At 68.7% G+C, this 18,465-nt stretch carries 27 protein-coding genes; 18 read left to right on the forward strand and 9 right to left on the reverse strand.

Going from position 1 to position 18,465, the window contains the following annotated elements:
* Positions 1 to 4 precede the first annotated feature (4 nt).
* The 9 genes from KAH28_RS10615 to gspG form a co-directional block, all read right to left on the reverse strand.
* Positions 5 to 457, reverse strand: a complete 453-nt coding sequence (locus KAH28_RS10615) for an NUDIX hydrolase (RefSeq protein WP_290576420.1) — start codon at positions 455 to 457, stop codon at positions 5 to 7.
* A complete protein-coding gene (locus KAH28_RS10620) occupies positions 454 to 1,212 on the reverse strand; it encodes a type II secretion system protein N (protein WP_290576422.1) in 759 nt (252 codons plus the stop codon). The genes KAH28_RS10615 and KAH28_RS10620 overlap by 4 nt, the downstream gene beginning before the upstream one ends.
* Entirely contained in the window at positions 1,209 to 1,736 is a 528-nt protein-coding gene (locus tag KAH28_RS10625; protein WP_290576424.1) for a type II secretion system protein M, read from the reverse strand. The genes KAH28_RS10620 and KAH28_RS10625 overlap by 4 nt, the downstream gene beginning before the upstream one ends.
* A gap of 6 nt (positions 1,737 to 1,742) precedes the next feature.
* Positions 1,743 to 2,951, reverse strand: a complete 1,209-nt coding sequence (gene gspL / locus KAH28_RS10630) for a type II secretion system protein GspL (RefSeq protein ID WP_290576426.1) — start codon at positions 2,949 to 2,951, stop codon at positions 1,743 to 1,745.
* A 197-nt stretch (positions 2,952 to 3,148) separates the two neighbouring features.
* Entirely contained in the window at positions 3,149 to 4,114 is a 966-nt protein-coding gene (gene gspK, locus KAH28_RS10635) for a type II secretion system minor pseudopilin GspK (RefSeq protein WP_290576428.1), read from the reverse strand.
* On the reverse strand, positions 4,111 to 4,842 hold the full coding sequence (gene gspJ / locus KAH28_RS10640) for a type II secretion system minor pseudopilin GspJ (protein WP_290576430.1): 732 nt from the start codon (positions 4,840 to 4,842) through the stop codon (positions 4,111 to 4,113). The genes gspK and gspJ overlap by 4 nt, the downstream gene beginning before the upstream one ends.
* Positions 4,839 to 5,222 carry a type II secretion system minor pseudopilin GspI gene (gene gspI / locus KAH28_RS10645; RefSeq protein ID WP_290576432.1) on the reverse strand — a complete coding sequence of 128 codons (384 nt, stop codon included), beginning with the start codon at positions 5,220 to 5,222 and terminating at the stop codon, positions 4,839 to 4,841. Before gspI ends, gspJ begins: the two co-directional genes overlap by 4 nt.
* Positions 5,219 to 5,734, reverse strand: coding sequence for a type II secretion system minor pseudopilin GspH (gene gspH, locus KAH28_RS10650; protein ID WP_290576434.1), 516 nt, complete (start codon positions 5,732 to 5,734; stop codon positions 5,219 to 5,221). The genes gspI and gspH overlap by 4 nt, the downstream gene beginning before the upstream one ends.
* A gap of 3 nt (positions 5,735 to 5,737) precedes the next feature.
* On the reverse strand, positions 5,738 to 6,163 hold the full coding sequence (gene gspG / locus KAH28_RS10655; RefSeq protein WP_290576436.1) for a type II secretion system major pseudopilin GspG: 426 nt from the start codon (positions 6,161 to 6,163) through the stop codon (positions 5,738 to 5,740).
* Positions 6,164 to 6,217: 54 nt separating this feature from the next.
* Between gspG and rrtA the strand changes: the two genes are divergently transcribed.
* The 18 genes from rrtA (at position 6,218) to KAH28_RS10745 (ending at position 18,389) form a co-directional block, all read left to right on the forward strand.
* On the forward strand, positions 6,218 to 6,853 hold the full coding sequence (gene rrtA, locus KAH28_RS10660; protein WP_290576438.1) for a rhombosortase: 636 nt from the start codon (positions 6,218 to 6,220) through the stop codon (positions 6,851 to 6,853).
* A 6-nt stretch (positions 6,854 to 6,859) separates the two neighbouring features.
* Positions 6,860 to 7,789: an ACP S-malonyltransferase gene (gene fabD / locus KAH28_RS10665; RefSeq protein WP_290576440.1), complete on the forward strand. Its 930-nt coding sequence runs from the start codon at positions 6,860 to 6,862 to the stop codon at positions 7,787 to 7,789.
* Positions 7,790 to 7,799: 10 nt separating this feature from the next.
* Entirely contained in the window at positions 7,800 to 8,528 is a 729-nt protein-coding gene (fabG, locus tag KAH28_RS10670; protein ID WP_290576442.1) for a 3-oxoacyl-ACP reductase FabG, read from the forward strand.
* 156 nt (positions 8,529 to 8,684) lie between these two features.
* Complete coding sequence (acpP, locus tag KAH28_RS10675; RefSeq protein WP_290576444.1) at positions 8,685 to 8,930, forward strand: acyl carrier protein; 246 nt, start codon at positions 8,685 to 8,687, stop codon at positions 8,928 to 8,930.
* A gap of 41 nt (positions 8,931 to 8,971) precedes the next feature.
* Entirely contained in the window at positions 8,972 to 10,216 is a 1,245-nt protein-coding gene (gene fabF / locus KAH28_RS10680) for a beta-ketoacyl-ACP synthase II (protein WP_290576446.1), read from the forward strand.
* Between the two features lie 40 nt (positions 10,217 to 10,256).
* Complete coding sequence (locus KAH28_RS10685) at positions 10,257 to 11,555, forward strand: chorismate-binding protein (RefSeq protein ID WP_366918171.1); 1,299 nt, start codon at positions 10,257 to 10,259, stop codon at positions 11,553 to 11,555.
* Positions 11,552 to 12,397 carry an aminodeoxychorismate lyase gene (gene pabC / locus KAH28_RS10690; protein ID WP_290576450.1) on the forward strand — a complete coding sequence of 282 codons (846 nt, stop codon included), beginning with the start codon at positions 11,552 to 11,554 and terminating at the stop codon, positions 12,395 to 12,397. The genes KAH28_RS10685 and pabC overlap by 4 nt, the downstream gene beginning before the upstream one ends.
* On the forward strand, positions 12,385 to 13,398 hold the full coding sequence (gene mltG, locus KAH28_RS10695; protein ID WP_290576452.1) for an endolytic transglycosylase MltG: 1,014 nt from the start codon (positions 12,385 to 12,387) through the stop codon (positions 13,396 to 13,398). Before pabC ends, mltG begins: the two co-directional genes overlap by 13 nt.
* A complete protein-coding gene (tmk, locus tag KAH28_RS10700) occupies positions 13,398 to 14,021 on the forward strand; it encodes a dTMP kinase (RefSeq protein ID WP_290576494.1) in 624 nt (207 codons plus the stop codon). The genes mltG and tmk overlap by 1 nt, the downstream gene beginning before the upstream one ends.
* Entirely contained in the window at positions 14,018 to 15,010 is a 993-nt protein-coding gene (locus KAH28_RS10705) for a hypothetical protein (RefSeq protein ID WP_290576454.1), read from the forward strand. Before tmk ends, KAH28_RS10705 begins: the two co-directional genes overlap by 4 nt.
* On the forward strand, positions 14,997 to 15,347 hold the full coding sequence (locus KAH28_RS10710; RefSeq protein WP_290576456.1) for a PilZ domain-containing protein: 351 nt from the start codon (positions 14,997 to 14,999) through the stop codon (positions 15,345 to 15,347). Before KAH28_RS10705 ends, KAH28_RS10710 begins: the two co-directional genes overlap by 14 nt.
* 535 nt (positions 15,348 to 15,882) lie before the next feature.
* Positions 15,883 to 16,086, forward strand: a complete 204-nt coding sequence (locus KAH28_RS10715; protein WP_290576457.1) for a hypothetical protein — start codon at positions 15,883 to 15,885, stop codon at positions 16,084 to 16,086.
* The gene (locus tag KAH28_RS10720; RefSeq protein ID WP_290576458.1) at positions 16,083 to 16,499 is read left to right on the forward strand and encodes a hypothetical protein; all 417 of its coding nucleotides are present in this window, start codon (positions 16,083 to 16,085) and stop codon (positions 16,497 to 16,499) included. Before KAH28_RS10715 ends, KAH28_RS10720 begins: the two co-directional genes overlap by 4 nt.
* Positions 16,500 to 16,531: 32 nt before the next feature.
* The gene (locus KAH28_RS10725; RefSeq protein ID WP_290576459.1) at positions 16,532 to 17,233 is read left to right on the forward strand and encodes a hypothetical protein; all 702 of its coding nucleotides are present in this window, start codon (positions 16,532 to 16,534) and stop codon (positions 17,231 to 17,233) included.
* The gene (locus KAH28_RS10730) at positions 17,218 to 17,493 is read left to right on the forward strand and encodes a single-stranded DNA-binding protein (RefSeq protein ID WP_290576461.1); all 276 of its coding nucleotides are present in this window, start codon (positions 17,218 to 17,220) and stop codon (positions 17,491 to 17,493) included. The genes KAH28_RS10725 and KAH28_RS10730 overlap by 16 nt, the downstream gene beginning before the upstream one ends.
* A gap of 2 nt (positions 17,494 to 17,495) precedes the next feature.
* Complete coding sequence (locus KAH28_RS10735; protein WP_290576463.1) at positions 17,496 to 17,888, forward strand: hypothetical protein; 393 nt, start codon at positions 17,496 to 17,498, stop codon at positions 17,886 to 17,888.
* A 1-nt stretch (position 17,889) separates the two neighbouring features.
* Positions 17,890 to 18,141 (forward strand): hypothetical protein, encoded by a 252-nt coding sequence (locus KAH28_RS10740; RefSeq protein ID WP_290576464.1) that lies wholly within the window; start codon positions 17,890 to 17,892, stop codon positions 18,139 to 18,141.
* On the forward strand, positions 18,126 to 18,389 hold the full coding sequence (locus tag KAH28_RS10745) for a hypothetical protein (RefSeq protein ID WP_290576466.1): 264 nt from the start codon (positions 18,126 to 18,128) through the stop codon (positions 18,387 to 18,389). The genes KAH28_RS10740 and KAH28_RS10745 overlap by 16 nt, the downstream gene beginning before the upstream one ends.
* The last annotated feature ends 76 nt before the right edge of the window (positions 18,390 to 18,465 follow it).

Here is an 18,465-nt window from a genome sequence, read left to right on the forward strand (position 1 = left end):
GCGATCAGGTCGGCAGGTGCTGGAGCCAGTCCAGCGGCTGGCGATGACCTGCCAACGCATCATCCAGGCAACGCTGGACCATGGGGCTGCGATGACGCGCGGCCTGTGCCGCGCATTCGGCCGGGTCGAGCCAGAGCGCACGCGCGATGCCGGTATCGAGAGGCTGTTCCGGCGCATGCTCGATCGGCCGCGCCATGAAGGCGATGCGCAGGAAGGTGTAGGCGAGCTCGGGCGGCCGGTAGCTGTAGATTCCGACCAGGTGCGTCGGCTCGACGGTCCAGGCGGTCTCCTCCTGGGTCTCGCGCACGGCTGCCTCGATCAGGGTCTCGTCCGACTCCCAGTGTCCGGCCGGCTGATTGATGACGGTCGCACCCGCTACGGTTTCCTCAACGAAGAGCCAGCGCCCGTCACGCTCGACCAGCGTGGCGACGGTGACATGCGGCGCGCTGTCGCTCACAGTCGTCCCCGCTGCCGAAGGTGATAGAAACCATCGTTGTCCGGCCGGCCGATCAGGCCGATCAGGTTCCGGATCTGCTCGGGTGCATCGGGGCGGGCCCGTACCCGGACGTGGGCCTCGTAGCTGCCGTCCGGACCCAGGCTGGCCTCGCCGGTGGCTTCGACCGGGCTGTCATCGGCGGACGTGATATCCGCGACCAGCCGGCCCTCTACATCAGTGCTGACATCCGCGCGGAAATCGCCCATCACGAGCGGGTTGCTGCCCACCGACCAGGCCAGCTGGAGCAGCTGGACGTTTCCGGTGACCGATTCGGGCAGGCCGGCGGGCGAGACGCGCAGGCGCTCGACCTCGGCCACGACCCGACCCCGCAGAGGCAGCCCGCTGTAGCCGGCCGCTTCCAGAATGGCTGCGACATCGGCAACCGCGCGCAGATCGGAGACATCCGGCGTACCGCCCAGCGAGACCCGCACCGCGCTCTTGCCGGTCGCGGTGCCGGCGAAGCGCAGGTCCCAGCCGGCGGACAGCGTGAACAGATCGGTGGGTCGCCAGTCCCATGCGACGTCGCGCACCACGGTGCGACCCTGCCAGGCGAGCGCGCGCACGGTGCCGTTGCTGACGGTTCCATCGATACCGGCAGGCACCACCGGCAGGCCGACGGGTGCCAGCCAGGCGTACAGATACGCAGCGGGGGCCGAGAACAGTCCCGTGCCGAGCGCGCTCAGCACGAAGGCGAGTATCAGCCACCGCTTCTTCATGATGCGCGCTCGATCTGCATGCGCGCACTCGCCTGACCGGCGCCATCGCGTTCGATATCGGCACTCTCCAGGCGCAGGCTGCCGCCCCGTTCGATCTCCGCGAGCCATCGGAGCAGATTGGCGAACTGCACCTTGTCCAGCCAGACGCGGACGGCGTCATCGCCTTCCGGCGTGAGGCGCTCGGGTGCCTTGCCCAGCGTGCTGCTGCGTGCGGCGCGATCGACCTCCGACAGCAGCGAACGCGAGCCGCCGGTGCCGGTGGGCACGCGGCGGCTGCCGGACGGGCGCATGGCTGCCACGGTCTCGATCCGCTGGGCGGTGGCGCGCGCATCCTCCAGCGCGCGCCGCGCCTCGAGATGGGCGTTGCCGATCGGTTCCCACACCAGTAGATAGAACAGCGTGATGATGACGGCAGCACCACCCGCGGCAAGCAGGCGCTGCTCGCGCGGCGCGCGCTGATCCCAGGCCTGGCGCAGCGCGTTCCAGCGCTCGCCGAGCAGTTCCGTCGGAGATGTCGCGGCCATCGTCGGTCAGCTCCTGCGCAGCCGCACGCGGATCTGGACGCCGTCGCTGCCGGCATCCGCGTTCTGGACTTCGAAGCTCACCCCCTGCTGCTGTTGATACCACGTGCGCAGGGCTTCCAGGTCGGACAGGGACTCGCCGCGCAGGCTGAGCAGCAGCGCGTTGTCCCGCCACTGCATGCCGCGCAGGCTGAGGCCCTTGGCAGTCTGGGCCGCCTGTACATAGGAATCGAGCAGCGGCAGCAGGCTGGCCGCATCGTCGCCGCCTTCCGCGGACCGCATTTCGGCGCCCAGGAAACTGGTGAGCTGCTGGTGCCGCACGTCGTTGTAACCCGGGAAGGCGCGCTTGAAGCGTTCCACGTTCGCCGCCTGCTGGGCGTCGGCCTGTCCCTGCAGGCGCAGCGTCTCGGTCACCTGGTAGGCCAGCGACAGCAGCAGCGCCGTGGTCGCGAGAATCGCGGCGGTCCGCCAGGGGCGCAGATGGCGACTGGCGTTGCTCTGCGGTGCGTAGACGCCCTGCAGGAGATCGGCGTGCTCGCCGTCGGGGAGATAGCGCACCAGCACGTCCAGCAGCTCCCCGAATTCGGGCTGTCGGCTGACCGAGACGCCATCGGGCACCTCGAGATCGGCATGATCACCGCGCTGGATCAGCCGCACCTGCTGCGGTGCCTGCTCGCCGGCTAGCGCGAGCAGCGTGGGCAGATTGCCCACCTGGGTGACGACACCGGCGTTGCGCGACTGCCGGACGAGCAGTCGCCCGTCATCATCGTCGCGGTGCACCACCCATTCGCCATCGGCCGGCTCCGGCAGGCAGAGCACTTCCGGGATCATTGCATCGGGCCGGAGGCCGACCTCCGCGAAGCGCGCGAACCAGGCCTCCATGCGGCCGTGGGCGATCACCGCGAAGGCGTGATGGTGCTCATCGCTGCGCGCGAGGTGGGCGAAATGCAGCTTGTCGACATCCTCGGCCAGCCGGTCCTCGCAGGCGTACGGTGCCGCCACGAGCGCACGACTGCGGCTGCGCACCGGAAGCTCGACATCGAGGAAGCGGATCGGCGCGCAGGGCACCAGCACCACGACGCGCGCGCCGGCTGCCTCGGCGGCGATCTCCGCGAGCGGCGCATGCGACGTGGCTCCGGTGGCAGCGCCGTCCACCCGATAGGCGAGCGGGGCGTCCGCGGCAATGTCGCGGAGATGGATGTAGACGGTCTGGCGCACTAGTGGAATCGGGAGAACACTGACTTGTCGGCTGCGCTCGGAATCATTGCCGCGGGCGGTGCTGCAAAGGTTCGCGTGGTGCCGCTTGTGCGGGGCCTCCGCTGTTCCGGCGACCGGGACCGGCCCGGTCGGCCGTCCGAGACGCACCCGAACAGCGGTCGGGCAGCGTGCGGCTGCGACATCGATCAGCGCTTCCCTCAGGGTCTTGCCGTGCTTCGGCGAAGCACGATGGGTACGCCCTGGTTCGGACGCGAGACGAGACTATAAAGAACCGCGCTGCCATTGCCAATGAAGGCTTCCGCCTCGGTGAGGAAGTAGCCGCTCTTCACGGTCAGATCGGCCGTTTCGATCTCCTCGACGCCGGCGGGGATCAGCCCGGTCTCGCTGAAGGCCGCCTGGACGTTTTCCATGGGCTCGGCCGCGCGGCGCTCGACGAAACCCTCGATGCGGGAGCGGTAGTCCGGATTCTCGGACAGCGCGCACAGCACGGTCGGCGTCGCCGTGTTGATGTTGATCGGGGTGACTTCCGGCAGCGCAACCACGTGCGGTCGAAGCGCGCGCATCATCTCCTCGCTGACACCTTCCACTGCCGCCAGCTCGCTGGCGCCGGCGAACAGCTGCTGTCCGGTCCGGTAGGGCGGTACCTTGCCGAGGTAGAGCAGGTCCTCGCCGCCGCCCGGGAAGAGCTGCTGGTCATCGGCGTCGATCCAGTCGACGATGGCGTTGATGAGCTCGCGCGCCCGGAAGCTGTCGCCGGCATCGGCACACTCCAGGAGACGCAGGAACTGACCGGTCACACGGGTCAGTCGCGCCTCCTCCGTGGTCGCGAAGTTGTTCAGGTTGAAGCGCCCCTGCGCATCCTCGATCGCACCCTGCAGCGCGCCGCCCTCGACCGGCAGGGGAGGGACCTGTCGCGCCCAGACCTCGCCGAGGTGATCGATCTCGGTCTCGGCGCCCTCGCGCGCGAGAATGCTGACCGCCCACGATTCCATGCCCTGGGCGTACCACCAGGCGCGTTCGCTGTCGAGCAGCAGCTGAGTCCGCGAGAGCGCCTGGAAACCGGCGCTCGCCACCGCCGCGGCGGCGATGGTCGCGAGGGAGACCACCAGCAGAGCGGTGATCAGCGCAACGCCGCGCTGTCGATGCTTCGACAGTGTCATCATCTCGGCCCCACGACCGGACCATTTGTCGGTCCGATGGCGGGCCCGCTACCGCCGCCATTTCCGGCGCCGCCTCCAGTTCCGCCGGTCCCATTGCCTTGATCGGCGAGCTGCGAGCCGGTCGGAAACAGCAGCACGAGTTCCCCCCAGTCGTCGGTCTCCAGGGTCATCTCCACCGCCAGCGGCGGCGTGGCGTCGGCGCGCAGATCCGGGTTGCGGGTGATGTCGGGCGGCCACTCGGCATACCACTCGCGATCGCCGCCGAGATAACGCAACTGCATCCGGTCCACGCCATCCAGCACGACCAGCTTCTGCGCCTGTGCGTCCTGCGCGCGATCGAGGAAGCGGAAATGGCTGCGGACCAGGCTGTCGTCCTCGACGTTCCAGCGGATGCGCTGCATCGTGCTGCGCGGGTGACCCGCAGGGTTGCGCCAGCCGCCGCTGACCAGGCTCACGCCCTCGTCGCGCATGCCGAGCAGGGCCGAAAGCGGTTCACCGAACTCGTCGCGGATGGTCCGCGGCTGCACCTGCTGGAAATCCTCGCGCAGGCGCAGATAGGCCCGCTGCAGCGCGGTCACGCGTTCGAGGTTGTCCTCGATGGCCACGCGCGCGCGCAGGACATTGTTGAGTCCGCCATAGGCCATGACCGCCACCAGGCCGAACACGGCCAGCACCACCACCAGCTCGAGCAGCGTGAAGCCACGGGCGGCGGGAGCGTGCGAGGGGCTCATCGCTGGCGCCCGGTCTCGGCGACGAAACCGGTGAGGTCGGCGAGGTCGCGCTCCTCGTCCTCGCGCCGGATGCGCAGGTCGATCCGGCGCAGGGCGGGGTCCTCGGTCTCGCGCACTTCGGCGAACCACTCCCAGGACTGGTCCGCGAACTCGCGTTCGCCGTCGCTCTCGCCGGTGGACGGGAACTCGGGCGCCAGCATGAACTCGGCCATGCGGTTGCGCGCCACCATCATCGCCAGGGTGCGGTCGCGCAATCCCGAGGAAAGGTCGGCCTGGCGCGCGAAGCCGGCGATGATCGCGGCGAGCGCCATCGCGAGGACCACGACGGCCGCCATCACCTCGATGAGCGTGAAGCCCTCCTGAGTGCGGGGCACGCTCACGACCCGGCCCCGGCCGCGCCGCGCTCCAGCCGGCCGAGCGCATCGCCGCGGATGATCGCGGGTTCGAGGCCCTCCGGAGCCCGGATCTCCAGGCGGAACGGCGTGACCTCGCCGCTCGACAGGATGAGCACTGCGGGCTCCGGCTCCTCCGGATCGGGCGGCGCCACCGCCTGGCCCTCCACGAAGAGCACGCCGCGGAACGGTTCGCTGAAGGGGCGCACCCGCAGCGGCCCGCTCTTGGTGTAGGGCTGCCAGCCGCCTTCACCGTCCGGGGTCAGAAAGCCGTAGCGCTGCTCGTCGGTGAAGAAGCCGATCTCGACGCGCTTGAACAGCGCCTCGTCCTGCGCCAGCCGGAACAGTTCCTGGAGGCGCGCCGCTTCGTTGTCCTGCCGGTCGGACAGGGTGCGGTTGCCGATGGACAGCACCGCGAAGCTGGTCATGACGCCGATGATCAGCAGGACGACCATCAGCTCGAGGAGGGTGAAGCCGCTCGCGCGCAGGCGCGGGGACACGTCCTACTCGATGGTCCAGTTGCCGATGTCGGCGTTCACGTTCTCGCCGCCCTCGCGGCCGTCGGCACCGAAGCTGAAGACGTCGTAGTCGCCGTACTGCCCGGGCTGCACGTACTGGTACTCGTTGCCCCAGGGATCGGTGGGCAGCGAATTGATGTAGCCGCCGGGCTTCCAGTTGCGTGCCGGCGGATCGCCGCTGGGCTCGCGCACCAGCGCCTCGAGCCCCTGCTGCGTGCTGGGGTACTGGTAGTTGTCCAGCCGGTAGAGTTCGAGCGCGCTCTGCAGGGCGCGGATGTCCTGCTTGGTCTTGGCGATGCGCGCATCATCGGGCCGGTCCATGATGCGGGGCACGACGACCGCGGCGAGAATGCCGAGGATGACTACCACCACCATGATCTCGATGAGCGTGAAGCCGCTCGCGCGCTTCATTGCACGCGGCGATTGTTCGGGGCTGCGCACCTTGGGAACTCCGGATGAAATGCGATGCATTGGACCGGGAGAATAGCAGAAGGTGCCCGTTCCACCGCCGGAATCTGGTCGGTTCCGGCGGCGCTCTGCGCGATCATGGTGGCCCTGTGGGGGGGGGGCGCGCACGTCTTCGATGCGCTCGTTCTGCGTGCGGACGCGGTGGCGTCCGGGCAGTGGTGGCGCCTGGTGACCGGTCATTTCGTGCACTGGAGCGCGTGGCACGTCGCGGTCAATGCCGGCGGCCTCGCGATATGGCTGCTGTTGTGCCCGGTGCGATGGTCGCTGCCGCGCTGGGGCGGCGTGCTCGTCGTCGAGGCGCTCGCGGTCAGCGGCGGTGTTCTCTGGATGTCGCCGGACGTGATGCGCTACGCCGGATTCTCCGGCATTCTCCACGGGCTGTTTCTGGTCGCCCTGGTACCGCAGGCCTTTGCTGGCGATCGCATCGCCGGTGCGTGTCTGCTGTATCTTGTGGGTAAGGTAGGCTTGGAACAGATCGTCGGGCCGGTGATGTCGGATGCCGAACACATCGGCGCGGCCATCGCCACCGAATCACACTTGGCGGGATTGCTTGGAGGACTGGCGCTGCTGCTGGCGCCACGGGGCTGGCGTGCCGTCGCTCCCAGGGTATCCCGACGAAGCAGAGGAGACTGAGCGCGCGTGACACAGGCAGTGGTTTTCCCCGGACAGGGGTCGCAGAGCGTCGGCATGCTGGACGATTTCCCGCAGGCGATCGTCCGCGCGACGCTGGATGAGGCGTCGGATGCCCTCGGCTGGGACGTTGCGGCGCTCATCCATGGCGGACCGGCCGAGCAGCTCGACAGCACGCGCTACACACAGCCGGCGATCCTCGCCGCGTCGGTTGCGTTGTGGCGTCTGGCACGCGACGGCGGTCAGCTCGAACCGACCGTCATGGCGGGACATTCACTGGGCGAGTACAGCGCCCTCGTGGCCGCCGGCAGCCTGACGCTGGGCGATGCTGCCCGCCTGGTGGAAGCGCGCGGTCGCGCCATGCAGGAACATGCCCCGGAAGGGGCCGGCATGGTGGCGGTGCTCGGCCTCGACGACGACGCCGTGCGCACGCTCTGTGACCAGCGTCCCGAAGGCGGCCTCTATCCAGTGAACTTCAATGCCCCCGGGCAGGTCGTCGTCGCCGGACGCTCGGAGGCGCTGGACTGGCTGGAGACCAACGGCAAGGATGCCGGTGCGCGCAAGCTGCAGCGACTGGCGATGTCGGTGCCGTCGCACTGTCCGCTGCTGTCCGGTGCCGCGGACGCGCTCGCGCCCTTGCTCGACGCGATTGCGATCGCGGCGCCGACCATCCCGGTGCTGCACAACGTCGACGCGCAGCCGCGCGACGACGCCGATGCGGTGCGGAATGCACTGCGCCGGCAACTCTGCGAAGCCGTCCGCTGGACACAGACGCAGGGTGCGATGCTCGACCGCGGCGTGTCGGCAGTGATCGAATGCGGTCCCGGCAAGGTACTGACGGGGCTCGCCAAGCGGGGCATGCCCGGCGTGCCGGCGCTGTCGCTGGGCAGTGCCGCCGGAATGGACAACCTGCTCGCCCAGACGAGCAGCACGAGCTGACGGAAGAACGATGAGCGCGAAACTGGAAGGCAGGACGGCCCTGGTCACCGGCGGCAGCCGCGGCATCGGCGCCGCGATCTGTGCACGACTGGCAGCCGAAGGCGCCCATGTGGTGGGTACGGCGACTTCGGAGAGCGGTGCGCAGGCGATAGGGGAGGCGCTCGGCGGCAGCGGCGAGGGACGCGTCCTCGACGTGCGCGACAGCGACGCCGTCCGCAAGCTGGTGGGCGAGCTCTCGCGGGTCGATATCCTCGTCAACAACGCCGGGATCACCCGCGACGGGCTCGCGATGCGCATGAAGGACGAGGACTGGGAGGCCGTGCTGGCGACCAACCTGAGTGCCGCCTTCGTGTGCGCGCGGACCGTGCTGCGCGGCATGATGAAGGCGCACTTCGGGCGCATCATCTCGATCGGCTCGGTGGTCGGTGCTGCCGGCAATCCCGGTCAGGCCAACTACTGCGCGTCGAAGGCCGGGCTGGTCGGCATGAGCAAGTCGCTCGCGCGCGAAGTGGGCAGTCGCGGCATCACCGTGAACGTGGTCGCGCCCGGGTTCATCGAGACCGACATGACGCAGGCGCTCGAGCAGTCGCAGCGCGACGCCCTGCTCGAGCAGATCCCGTCGGGCCGGCTCGGCGCGGTCGAGGACATCGCCGGTGCGGTGGCATTTCTCGCCGGTCCGGATGCCGCCTATGTCAACGGCGAAACGCTGCACGTGAACGGCGGCATGCACATGGCGTGAGGCCACCGCGCCGCACGCACGGCGAGGTGGATGCCCTTTACAGCAATCTTCTACAATTGCCGCCGGTTCGCCGGTAGCATGGCGGCCCCAGCGGGGGCACGCGGTAGGCGGCGTACTGCACCGCATACCGCATCTATCAACACTTAGGAGTGGCTCATGAGCAACCTGGAAGACAAGGTCAAGAAGATCATCGCTGAACAGCTTTCCGTCAGCGAGGAGCAGATCACCCCGGAGGCTTCCTTCGTCGAGGACCTGGGCGCGGACTCCCTTGACACCGTCGAGCTCGTCATGGCGCTGGAGGAGGAATTCGAGATCGATATTCCGGACGAGGAAGCCGAGAAGATCGTGACCTTCCAGGACGTCATCAACTACATCAAGAGCAACGCCAACCAGGCGTCCTGAGCCGCCGCCCGGCGGCAGGCCTTCCCCCCGCAGGAACTACCATGTCCAAGCCCCGTGTCGTCGTTACCGGACTCGGCATCGTGTCACCGGTCGGAAGCTCCGTGCCCCTGGCGTGGGAAGCCATCCGCGCCGGCAGGAGCGGTATCCGCCCGGTAGACAAGTTCGACGTCTCGGCCTACACGACGCAGTTCGCGGGACTGGTCTCGGACGACTTCGTCGCCGAGGACTGGATGTCGTCCAAGGAGCTGCGCAAGACCGATCCGTTCATCCACTACGGGGTGGCGGCCGCCAAGCAGGCCGTTGCGGACAGCGGTCTCGAGATCAGCGATGCCAATCGCGAGCGCATCGGGATCTGCGTGGGCTCCGGAATCGGGGGGATCGGCACCATCGAGAAGGAATGTGCGGTGCTGCGGGAGAAGGGCCCGCGCCGCATGTCGCCCTTCTTCGTACCCAGCAGCATCATCAACATGGTGTCCGGGCACATCTCGATAGAGATGGGCATCACGGGGCCGAGTCTGGCCGCGGTTTCCGCGTGCACGACCGGCGCGCATGCCATCGGCATCGGCATGCGCATGCTGCAGTACGGCGATGCCGACATCTTCATCGCCGGTGGCGCCGAGTGCGGGTCGAGCCCAGCGGGGCTGGCGGGGTTCTGTCAGGCCCGGGCGCTCTCCACGCGCAACGACGCCCCCACCGAAGCGTCGCGTCCCTGGGACAAGGACCGCGATGGCTTCGTGCTCGGTGACGGTGCCGGAGTCGTCGTGCTGGAAACCCTGGAGTCCGCCCAGGCACGCGGTGCCACCATCTACGCCGAGCTGACGGGCTTCGGCATGTCGTCCGATGCCTATCACATCACGGCGCCATCGGAGAGCGGCGAGGGGGCCTGCCGCGCCATGAAGAACGCGCTCGCCGATGCCGGCGTGGACGCCACCGAGGTGGGTTACATCAATGCCCACGGGACATCCACGCAGGCCGGCGACGTCGCCGAGACCGCTGCCATCCGGGGTGCACTGGGACACCATGCGGACAAGGTGGCGATCAGTTCCACGAAGTCGATGACCGGGCACCTGCTGGGTGCCGCGGGCGGGATCGAGGCCATATTCACGGCGCTCGCCCTGCGCGATGGCGTTCTGCCGCCGACGATCAACCTGCACGAGCCCGGCGAGGGCTGCGATCTGGACTACGTGCCGGGGACCGCTCGCGAGCAGCAGGTCGACTATGCGCTGTCCAACTCCTTCGGCTTCGGTGGCACCAACGCAACGCTCCTCTTCAAGCACTTTGCCTGAGCCCTCCGCGGCCCGCCCGGCCGCGTCCACCGGCGCTGCGATCCGCGAGCTCGCCGCGCCACCCGATCTGCTGGCGCTGCATGCGGCCGATCCGGCACGGTTCTTCTGCCTGTTGCGCAGCGGCGCGCGGTCGCGTCGCACCGGGCGCTACGACATCCTGTTCGCCGAACCCCGACTGGTCGGGCAGTGCAGTGCCTCCGATCCGGATGCGGCCGGGCTGCTGGCGGAAATGGATGCCGCCGCCGGTTCGGGTGACGGCTCGGCACTGCCGTTCGTGGGCGGCTACGTGTTCCACATCGGTTACGAGACCGCCGCCTGTTTCGAGCCGAGTCTCCGCATGCCGGCCCCGATCTCGGCGCTGCCCGATATCGTGGTGTGGGCCGTCGACAGCGCGATCATCGTCGACAACGCCGATCAGCGCGCTTGGTGCGTTTCCGGCGACGAGGCGTCGTGTGCCGCGCTGACACGCGAGGCCGCACGGGCGCACGATCCCGTTCTGCCGTTCGACGGTGGCCTGAGCGCCTGCCGCGCCGACCCGGCGGCGCGATATCGTGACGGCGTGCGTGCGGTGCTCGACTATCTGCATGCCGGCGATGCGTTCCAGGTCAACCTGTCGCGCGGCTGGCAGGCCACATTGCGCGATACCGCGACACCCGCGGCGCTGCACGCCGCCATGCATCTTCGCAACACCGCACCGTTCTCGGCCGTGCTGCATCATGGCGAGCGCAGTCTGGTGAGCGCATCGCCCGAACGACTCGTGTGCATGCACGATGGCATTGTCGAGACGCGCCCCATCGCCGGCACGCGCAGACGGGGCGCGAGTGCGGACGAGGATGCCGCGATGTGCGCCGAGCTCAGCAGCAATCTCAAGGAGCGCGCCGAGCACGTCATGCTCATCGATCTGGAGCGCAACGATCTCGGACGCATCTGCGAGCCGGGAACGGTCGCGGTCGATGAAATGCTCGCCCTGGAACACTACGCCAGCGTGCACCACCTGGTCTCGAACATCCGCGGGCGCCTGCGCGCCGGGACCACGCCCTCCGACGTGCTGCGCGCCAGCTTTCCCGGCGGCACCATCACCGGCTGTCCGAAGGTGCGCGTCATGGAGATCATCGCCGAGCTGGAGGGCGTGGGGCGGGGGAGCTACACCGGCAGCCTCGGCTATGTCTCGCGCAACGGCAGCATGGACAGCAACATCCTCATCCGCACGCTCGCCGTGCACGGGCGCGACATCGCCTTCCGCGCCGGTGCCGGCATCGTCGCCGATTCCGACCCCGACGCCGAGTTGGCGGAAACCGAGGCCAAGGCACGCGGACTGATCGCCGTGCTCGATCCATGAGTCTCATCGGATGCTGGATCGAGGGCCGTGCCGTGACGACGCTCCCCAACGAGCTGCGCGCGACCCATTACGGTGACGGCGTGTTCCGGACCATGCCGCGAACCTCGGGCGCGATCTCGCTGCTCGCGCAACAGCTCGCCCGATTGGCCGCCGATGCCGACGCGATCGGCATCGATGTGTCGGCGGCGATGCTGTCGGACGCGCTCGACGACACGCCCCTGCCGGACGAAGCCGTCATCAAGCTGTGCGTATGGCGCGGCGGGGCGGGGCGGGGGTATGCGCCCGCGAGCGGGGCACGACCATTGATCGCGGTCTATGCCTACGCGCTGCCGACCTATCCCGCCGCCCACTGGCGCGACGGCATCGCGGTCGCGACCCTGTCGTTCCGCCTCGGCGCACAACCCGCCACCGCGGGGATCAAGCACTGCAACAGACTCGATCAGGTGCTCGCCGCGCGCGAGCTCGCGGATCACGCCGGTGCGGTCGAGGGCCTGTGCCGCGACCTGCGCGGTAACATCGTGTGCGGCACCCGCAGCAACCTCTTCTGGAGCGACGGCTCGGCACTCTACACACCGACGATCGTCGATTGCGGCGTACGCGGCGTCATGCGCGAACGCGTGCTCGCGGTGGCGGCCGAGCGCGGCATCGCGACCATCGAACGCGCCTGTTCGGCGGCCGACCTCGTCTCCGCCCGCGAGATCATCGTGACCAACAGCGTGATCGGGATCTGGCCGGTCGACAGCGTCGATGACCGCCGACATCCGGACCACGCGATGGCACACTGTCTGCAGGCCGCTCTGGGCCATCCCTTACCCCTAGGAGAGCACGCATGCGGGCGCTGATGGCCGGCCTGATTCTCGGCGCAGTGATGGTGGCGGCGGTTGCATGGGATGCACTTCGGGCGGTCCGGAGCCCGCTGGAACCCCCGACGACGCCCACCGTGCTGATGCTCGCACCGGGCACGGGCTGGCACGCGCTGGTCGCCCAGCTCGAGCGCGACGGCTGGCTCTCGCACCCGCGTGACGCGCTCTATCTGCGCGCCTACGGGCGGATGCTGCCCGAGAGCCGGACCATGAAGGCCGGGGAATACCGCATCCGCGAACCGCTGTCCCCGCGAGCGTTGCTCGACCTGCTCATCTCGGGGGATGTCATCGAATACGCGCTCACCCTCATCGAGGGCTGGCGCCTGCGCGACGCGCTTGCCGCGATTCGGGGACACGAGGCCGTCGCCCAGAGTCTGCCGCAGGACGACGCCGCGGCCATGGCGCGCATCGCCGAGGTGCTGGACATCGATGCCGGCAGCCCGGAAGGCTGGCTGCTGCCCGAGACCTATCATTTCCCGCGCGGCACGAGCGATGTCGAGCTGCTCAAGCGCGCGCACACCGCCATGCGGGGTGCGCTGGAGGAAGCATGGGCGGCCCGTCGCGACGAGCTGCCCCTGGCCGACCCCTACGAGCTGCTGATCATGGCCTCCATCGTCGAGAAGGAGACCGGCGCCCCCGAGGAGCGGGGACGCGTGGCCGGCGTCTTCACGCGGCGCCTGGAACGGGGCATGCGCCTGCAGACCGACCCGACCGTGCTCTATGGCCGCGATCCGGCACGCAGCGGCCGACTGCTCCGGCGCGATCTGACCACGGACACCCCGTACAACACCTATACGCGGCACGGACTGCCGCCGACCCCGATCTGTCTGCCCGGGCGCGCGTCGCTCCACGCCGCTGCGCAACCGGCCGACGGCAGCGCCCTCTACTTCGTGTCGCGCAACGACGGCACCCACAAGTTCTCCGACACCCTCGCGGAACACAACCGTGCGGTCGATCGTTTCCAGCGGGGGCTGCCGTGATGCGCGGTCGATTCGTCGTCCTCGAAGGCGGGGAGGGGGCGGGCAAGTCCACCCAGCTGGCCTGCATCAGGGAATGGCTCGCCGCGAGTGGACGGGAGGTCGTGACCACCCGCGAGCCCGGCGGCACCGAGACCGCCGAGCGCATACGAGCGCTCCTGCTCGACAGCCCTGACGGCAGCATCACGCCCACCGCGGAAACGCTGCTGGTGTTCGCGGCACGCAGCCTGCACATCGATGCGGTCATCGCGCCGGCACTGGCCGCCGGCCATGATGTTGTCTGCGACCGCTTCGTGGATGCCAGTTTTGCCTACCAGGGCGCCGGACGCGGCGTCGATCCAACCCGGATCGCGGCGCTCGAGTCCTGGGTCTGCGGATCGCTGCGCCCGGATCTGGTCATCCTGCTGGATATCGATCCGGCAGAGGGCCGGGCGAGGGCGGCCGAACGCGGCGCGCCCGACCGCTTCGAACGCGAGGCACCGGCCTTCGCGGAGCGCGTGCGCCAGGGCTACCTCGCGCGAGCCCGCGCCGAGCCCGGGCGCTATGCGGTCGTCGACGCTGCGGCGCCGCCGGAGCAGGTCAGCGCGCGCATCGAACGCGTCCTCGGCGATCATCTGACGCCATGACCGACGACGCACCCGTCCGCCCCACCGAGCCGTTACCCTGGCATCGCCGGGCCTACGACGATCTGCGCACGCGCGAGGCGGCCGGTCGATTGCCGCAGACGCTGCTGCTGTCGGCACCGTCCGGAACCGGGCTGGCGCATTTCGCCGACGTCGTCACGGCACATCTGCTGTGCATGGCGCAGAGAGCCGACGAGCGCCCGTGCGGCACATGCCGCGGCTGCAAGCAGTGGCAGTCGGGCAACCATCCCGATGCGCTGGCGCTGAACCCGGAAGGCGCCGGGCAGGAGATCGGGGTCGATGCGGTGCGCGAGGCTCTTTCCGCGCTGTCGCTGTCCCGCCACTACGACGGCTACCGGGTCGCGCGCCTGCATCCGGCCGAGGCGCTCAACCGCAATGCCGCCAACGCCATGCTCAAGAGCCTGGAGGAGCCCGGACCGGGAACGGTCTTCCTGCTGCTCAGCGAGCAGCCGCGCACGCTGCTCGCCACCATCCGGAGTCGCGCCCAGAACCTGGCGCTGCCGGCACCGGACGAGAGCCAGTCGCGCGCCTGGCTTGAGGCTCAGGGGCTGTCCGACATCGATGCACGGATCGCCGCGCATCCGGTGCAACCCATGCACGCAGTAGCGGCGGAGGATATCGCCACGCTGCACAAGCAGTACACCGACGCGCTCGATTCGGTGCTCAAGAGCGCCGCGCAGATCTCTGATTGCGCCAAGTCGCTGGGCAGCGGGCGCGACGAAGCCGTCCGCTTCCTCGACTGGCTGGCGGCACGGGAGTGGCGCCAGTCGCTCGAGACGGTCGCGACCACGGAGTCGGCACACCAGGCCGTGGAGCGCTATCGTCTGACACTCAACGCGCGCACGGCGCTGCGTGCCTACACACCGCCGCAGCTGGCACTTGAATCGCTCCTCATTTCGTGGCGCACGCTGCAACCGCGCCAGCGAACGACCACCGGCCCCCGGAGACCGAACCAGCATGAAGCAAGGTGAGAACCCGCCGTCCCAGCCAGGCCTCCTCACGCTCAACCTTCCGGACAGAGAAGCGCTCCACGGCGCCTACATGCCGTTCGTGCGCAACGGCGGTCTGTTCGTGCCGACCACGACCGAGTTCGAGCTCGGCGACGAGGTTCTGCTGCTGCTGACCTACGAACAGCAGCGCTTCTCGATCAGCGGCAAGGTCATGTGGATCAACCCGAAGGGCGCACAAGGACGCAGGCGCCAGGGCGTGGGTGTCCAGTTCTCGCGCGAGTCCGCCGATGCCCAGCGCCACTTCGAAGCGGCGCTGGCGGGGCTGATGACCTCGGACAAGCCCACGGAAACCATGTAGCGCCGCGCGGCACCGCCACGATTCCCGGATCGCCATGCCATAATTGCGCATAATAGATAGTGCTGTTGGTTATGTCCGGCCGCGTCGGCTATGCTTGCGTGCACGCTGGGCGACACGAGCGCCGCGCACATGCCGACCGCCAGCACCACGCCCAAAGTCGCCCCCCCGGCGGCTTTTTTTCGCGCCCACTCCTTCAGTGCTGACTGCTTAGTCGCGGCCGCCATAACCTCGTAGTGGTTCGGTTCGGGCTCGCCGAGTAGCTCCGCCAGACGCAGGACCGCCAGAGGCGGTATCACCGTTCGGCCGCGAGCCCAGTAGTGGACGGACACCTTGTCGACACCGAGCGCACGGCCTGTTCCCGCGACGCCGTAGCGCTCTATCGCGCGTTCCAATAATTCGTTACCGGTCATGTAGTTAGCCTCGCGTACGCGTTCGCCCCTTGCGTTCACAGGCGTGAACGCGTAAACCGTTCATCACTGTTAACGGGGGCACCATGCAACAGCATACGCCGAGCGGTGGGGTATACAACCACGGGTTGAATCCGACGCAAGCCGAGATCGTGCGCGAGCTGATCCGTGCAGAGGCGGAAGCGGCGGAATTCTGGCTGGAAGAAGCGCACAACGGCGCGCCCGGTCGCTGCTCGCAGATCGAGTGGGAGCGCCACTGCCGAGCGGTCGCTGCCGATCACGCAGAGACGGCGCAGGCCTACGCGCAGATGCTCCCGGAGCGCCAGGCATGACCCACGTCGCCGTCCACTACCGCCGCCGCCGACTCCGCGACGTAGAAGTGAGCGACTGGACCGCGAAGGCCCGGTGCCCCGAGTGCCGCCGCACCCGAGCGGTCTACCGCGTCGAGCCAGAGCGTGATGGCTTCTACATGGTGACGCTTGAGAGGTTGCAGGACGCGCCGCATCACGTCGCCATCGTGCAGACGTACCGCCTTGCGCATTACTGCGCGGTCGAGGCCGCACGGCGTGCTGCGGACCGGTGCGGGTCATGCTGGACGAAGCTCGTCCGTGAAGCGCGTTCCAGCGCCGCGCCCGGGTCGACCGGAGCGGCGCGCGCGAAGCGCGCGCCCTTGGGCTTGTCTATATATAAACAAGTGACACGCGACTGTACGCCCATACAGTCCTCAGAGGGGTCCCCGGCATGATGGGACCAGCGCAGATCGCGGCGATTGAGCCCGTGGACACCGATGCCGCCCGGCTCGGCCGGCTCCGCACCGCCGTCAACGCAGCGGCGTGCCTGCACGAGGCCGAGATTCATCGCGGCGGCTACCGCTGGTATCCGGTGATGGTCACGCTCACCTATGCGGATATCGGCGTGGCCAGCCCCCGCGATATCACCGAGTTCCACAAGCGCGTGCGCCAGCACTTGAAGCGCCGGGGCATCCGGTACCGCTTCGTCTGGGTCGGCGAGCTGCAACAGCGCGGCGCGCTGCACTACCACGTGATCATCTGGATGCCGTGGGGTGAGCGCCTGCCGAAGCCGGACCGTCAGGGCTGGTGGACGCACGGCTCCACCAACATCAAGGCCGCCCGCTGTGGCGTCCGGTACATCTGCAAGTACGCCACCAAGCTGCGCAGCAAGCTCGGCAGCCTGCAGCACACCTACCCCGCGCACTTCCGGATGCACGGGGCAGGAGGGTTGGACGAGTGCAGCCGCGAGGAACGCGCGCACGTCCTGCTGCCCAGCTGGATCCGATTGGTTACGCAACCCGGCGAGCGCCTGCGGCGCTGCACCGGGGGCTTCTTCGCCACTGCCACGGGTGAGTTCTACCGAGCCATCTACGCAGTGGATCGCATCGTCCGCAGGCCGGGCGGCGGTGCGCTTATCCACCTCCGGTCGCTTTATCCGGGAGCGCACTACCCATGTCCTTCTTTGTGAGAATCCCTCAAGTCGTCACCCGTCCCACCAAGCTGATGGGCCGTGAATCCGGCAAGCCCCTGCACGAGCAGCTTGTGTTGGTCTGCCACCCCCAGCAGTTCACGCCGGTGCAGGATTCCGTCCTGCTGGAGGAAGGGCAGCAGCCCTACCAGCCCGGCGAGTATCATCTTGGCTGGGAATCGATCACTGCCGGCAAGTACGGCCGCAGTGAATTCCGCCTCAAGATCGGCGAGCTCATTCGGCAGGCCAAGGCGGCCTGACCATGCGCGCTCAGCATCAGGGGGTGTGCTTCTCCGGGACAGCCGGACGACCCGAAAGGGTATGCAATGCCGCGCCGGGCGGCTTCGCCCTCACCCGGCACCTATTTCTCGCGCTCGCGCTCCTGATCATCGGGAGCAGCGACGCATTCGCGATGCTCGCGTACACCTGCACGGAAGGGGATGAGGGGACCACCACGGTCAACCTCGGCCGCACCGTGCCCACGTGCAGCAGTGGCGGTGCCTGGGTGGACATTTACGCCCCAGGCACCGCCGCCGCCGAGCTTGATCCGACCGTCGCCGCCGCCGCTTTCGGCGCCGGCTTCGTTCTCATCGCCACCGGCATGGTCATCGTGACCGCCGGCCGCATGATCGTCGACGCAATCCGGAGGGCCTGACATGGAACGTTGGGAGGAGCTCGGATTCGACAACGCGTGGCACATGGAGCAGTTCATCCAGACCTGCTCGATGGTCACGCCGTTGCTGCACGACTGGCACCTGGTGGCGGCCGGCGCCCTCGCCGGACTCGTCGGCGCGGGCGGCTACGTCGTCGGCGTCCTGCAATCCCGCCAGCGTCTGGCCAGCGCTGACCGGGCTTCTCTCCGGCCAATAACCACCATCAAGGAAGGTGAATCATGCTCACGGAAATGAGCCGCGCCGTGGTTGGCGCATGCCGCAAGCTCGTGGCGAAGGTGTCGACCGGCACCACCGCTGCGGGTACCTCGCTGATGGTCGCCAGCGGTTCTGCGCTCGCGCAGACCGACTACGACCCGATCAGCACCGCCGTCGACTGGACCGCCGTGGGCGGCATCATCATCGGCATTCTCGCCAGCATCGCCGGCGTGTACGTCCTCTGGAAGGGCGGCGCGATGGCGGTCAGCGCGATCAAGCGGGCCTGAGCGGTTGGGGGCGGGGGAGACCTCGCCCCCTTTTCTCGCCATGCTTGAGCTCTACTACTTCACGTTCTGGGTGGCC

It is taken from the genome of Algiphilus sp., from assembly GCF_023145115.1.
In the GTDB taxonomy this organism is placed as follows: Bacteria; Pseudomonadota; Gammaproteobacteria; order Nevskiales; family Nevskiaceae; genus Algiphilus.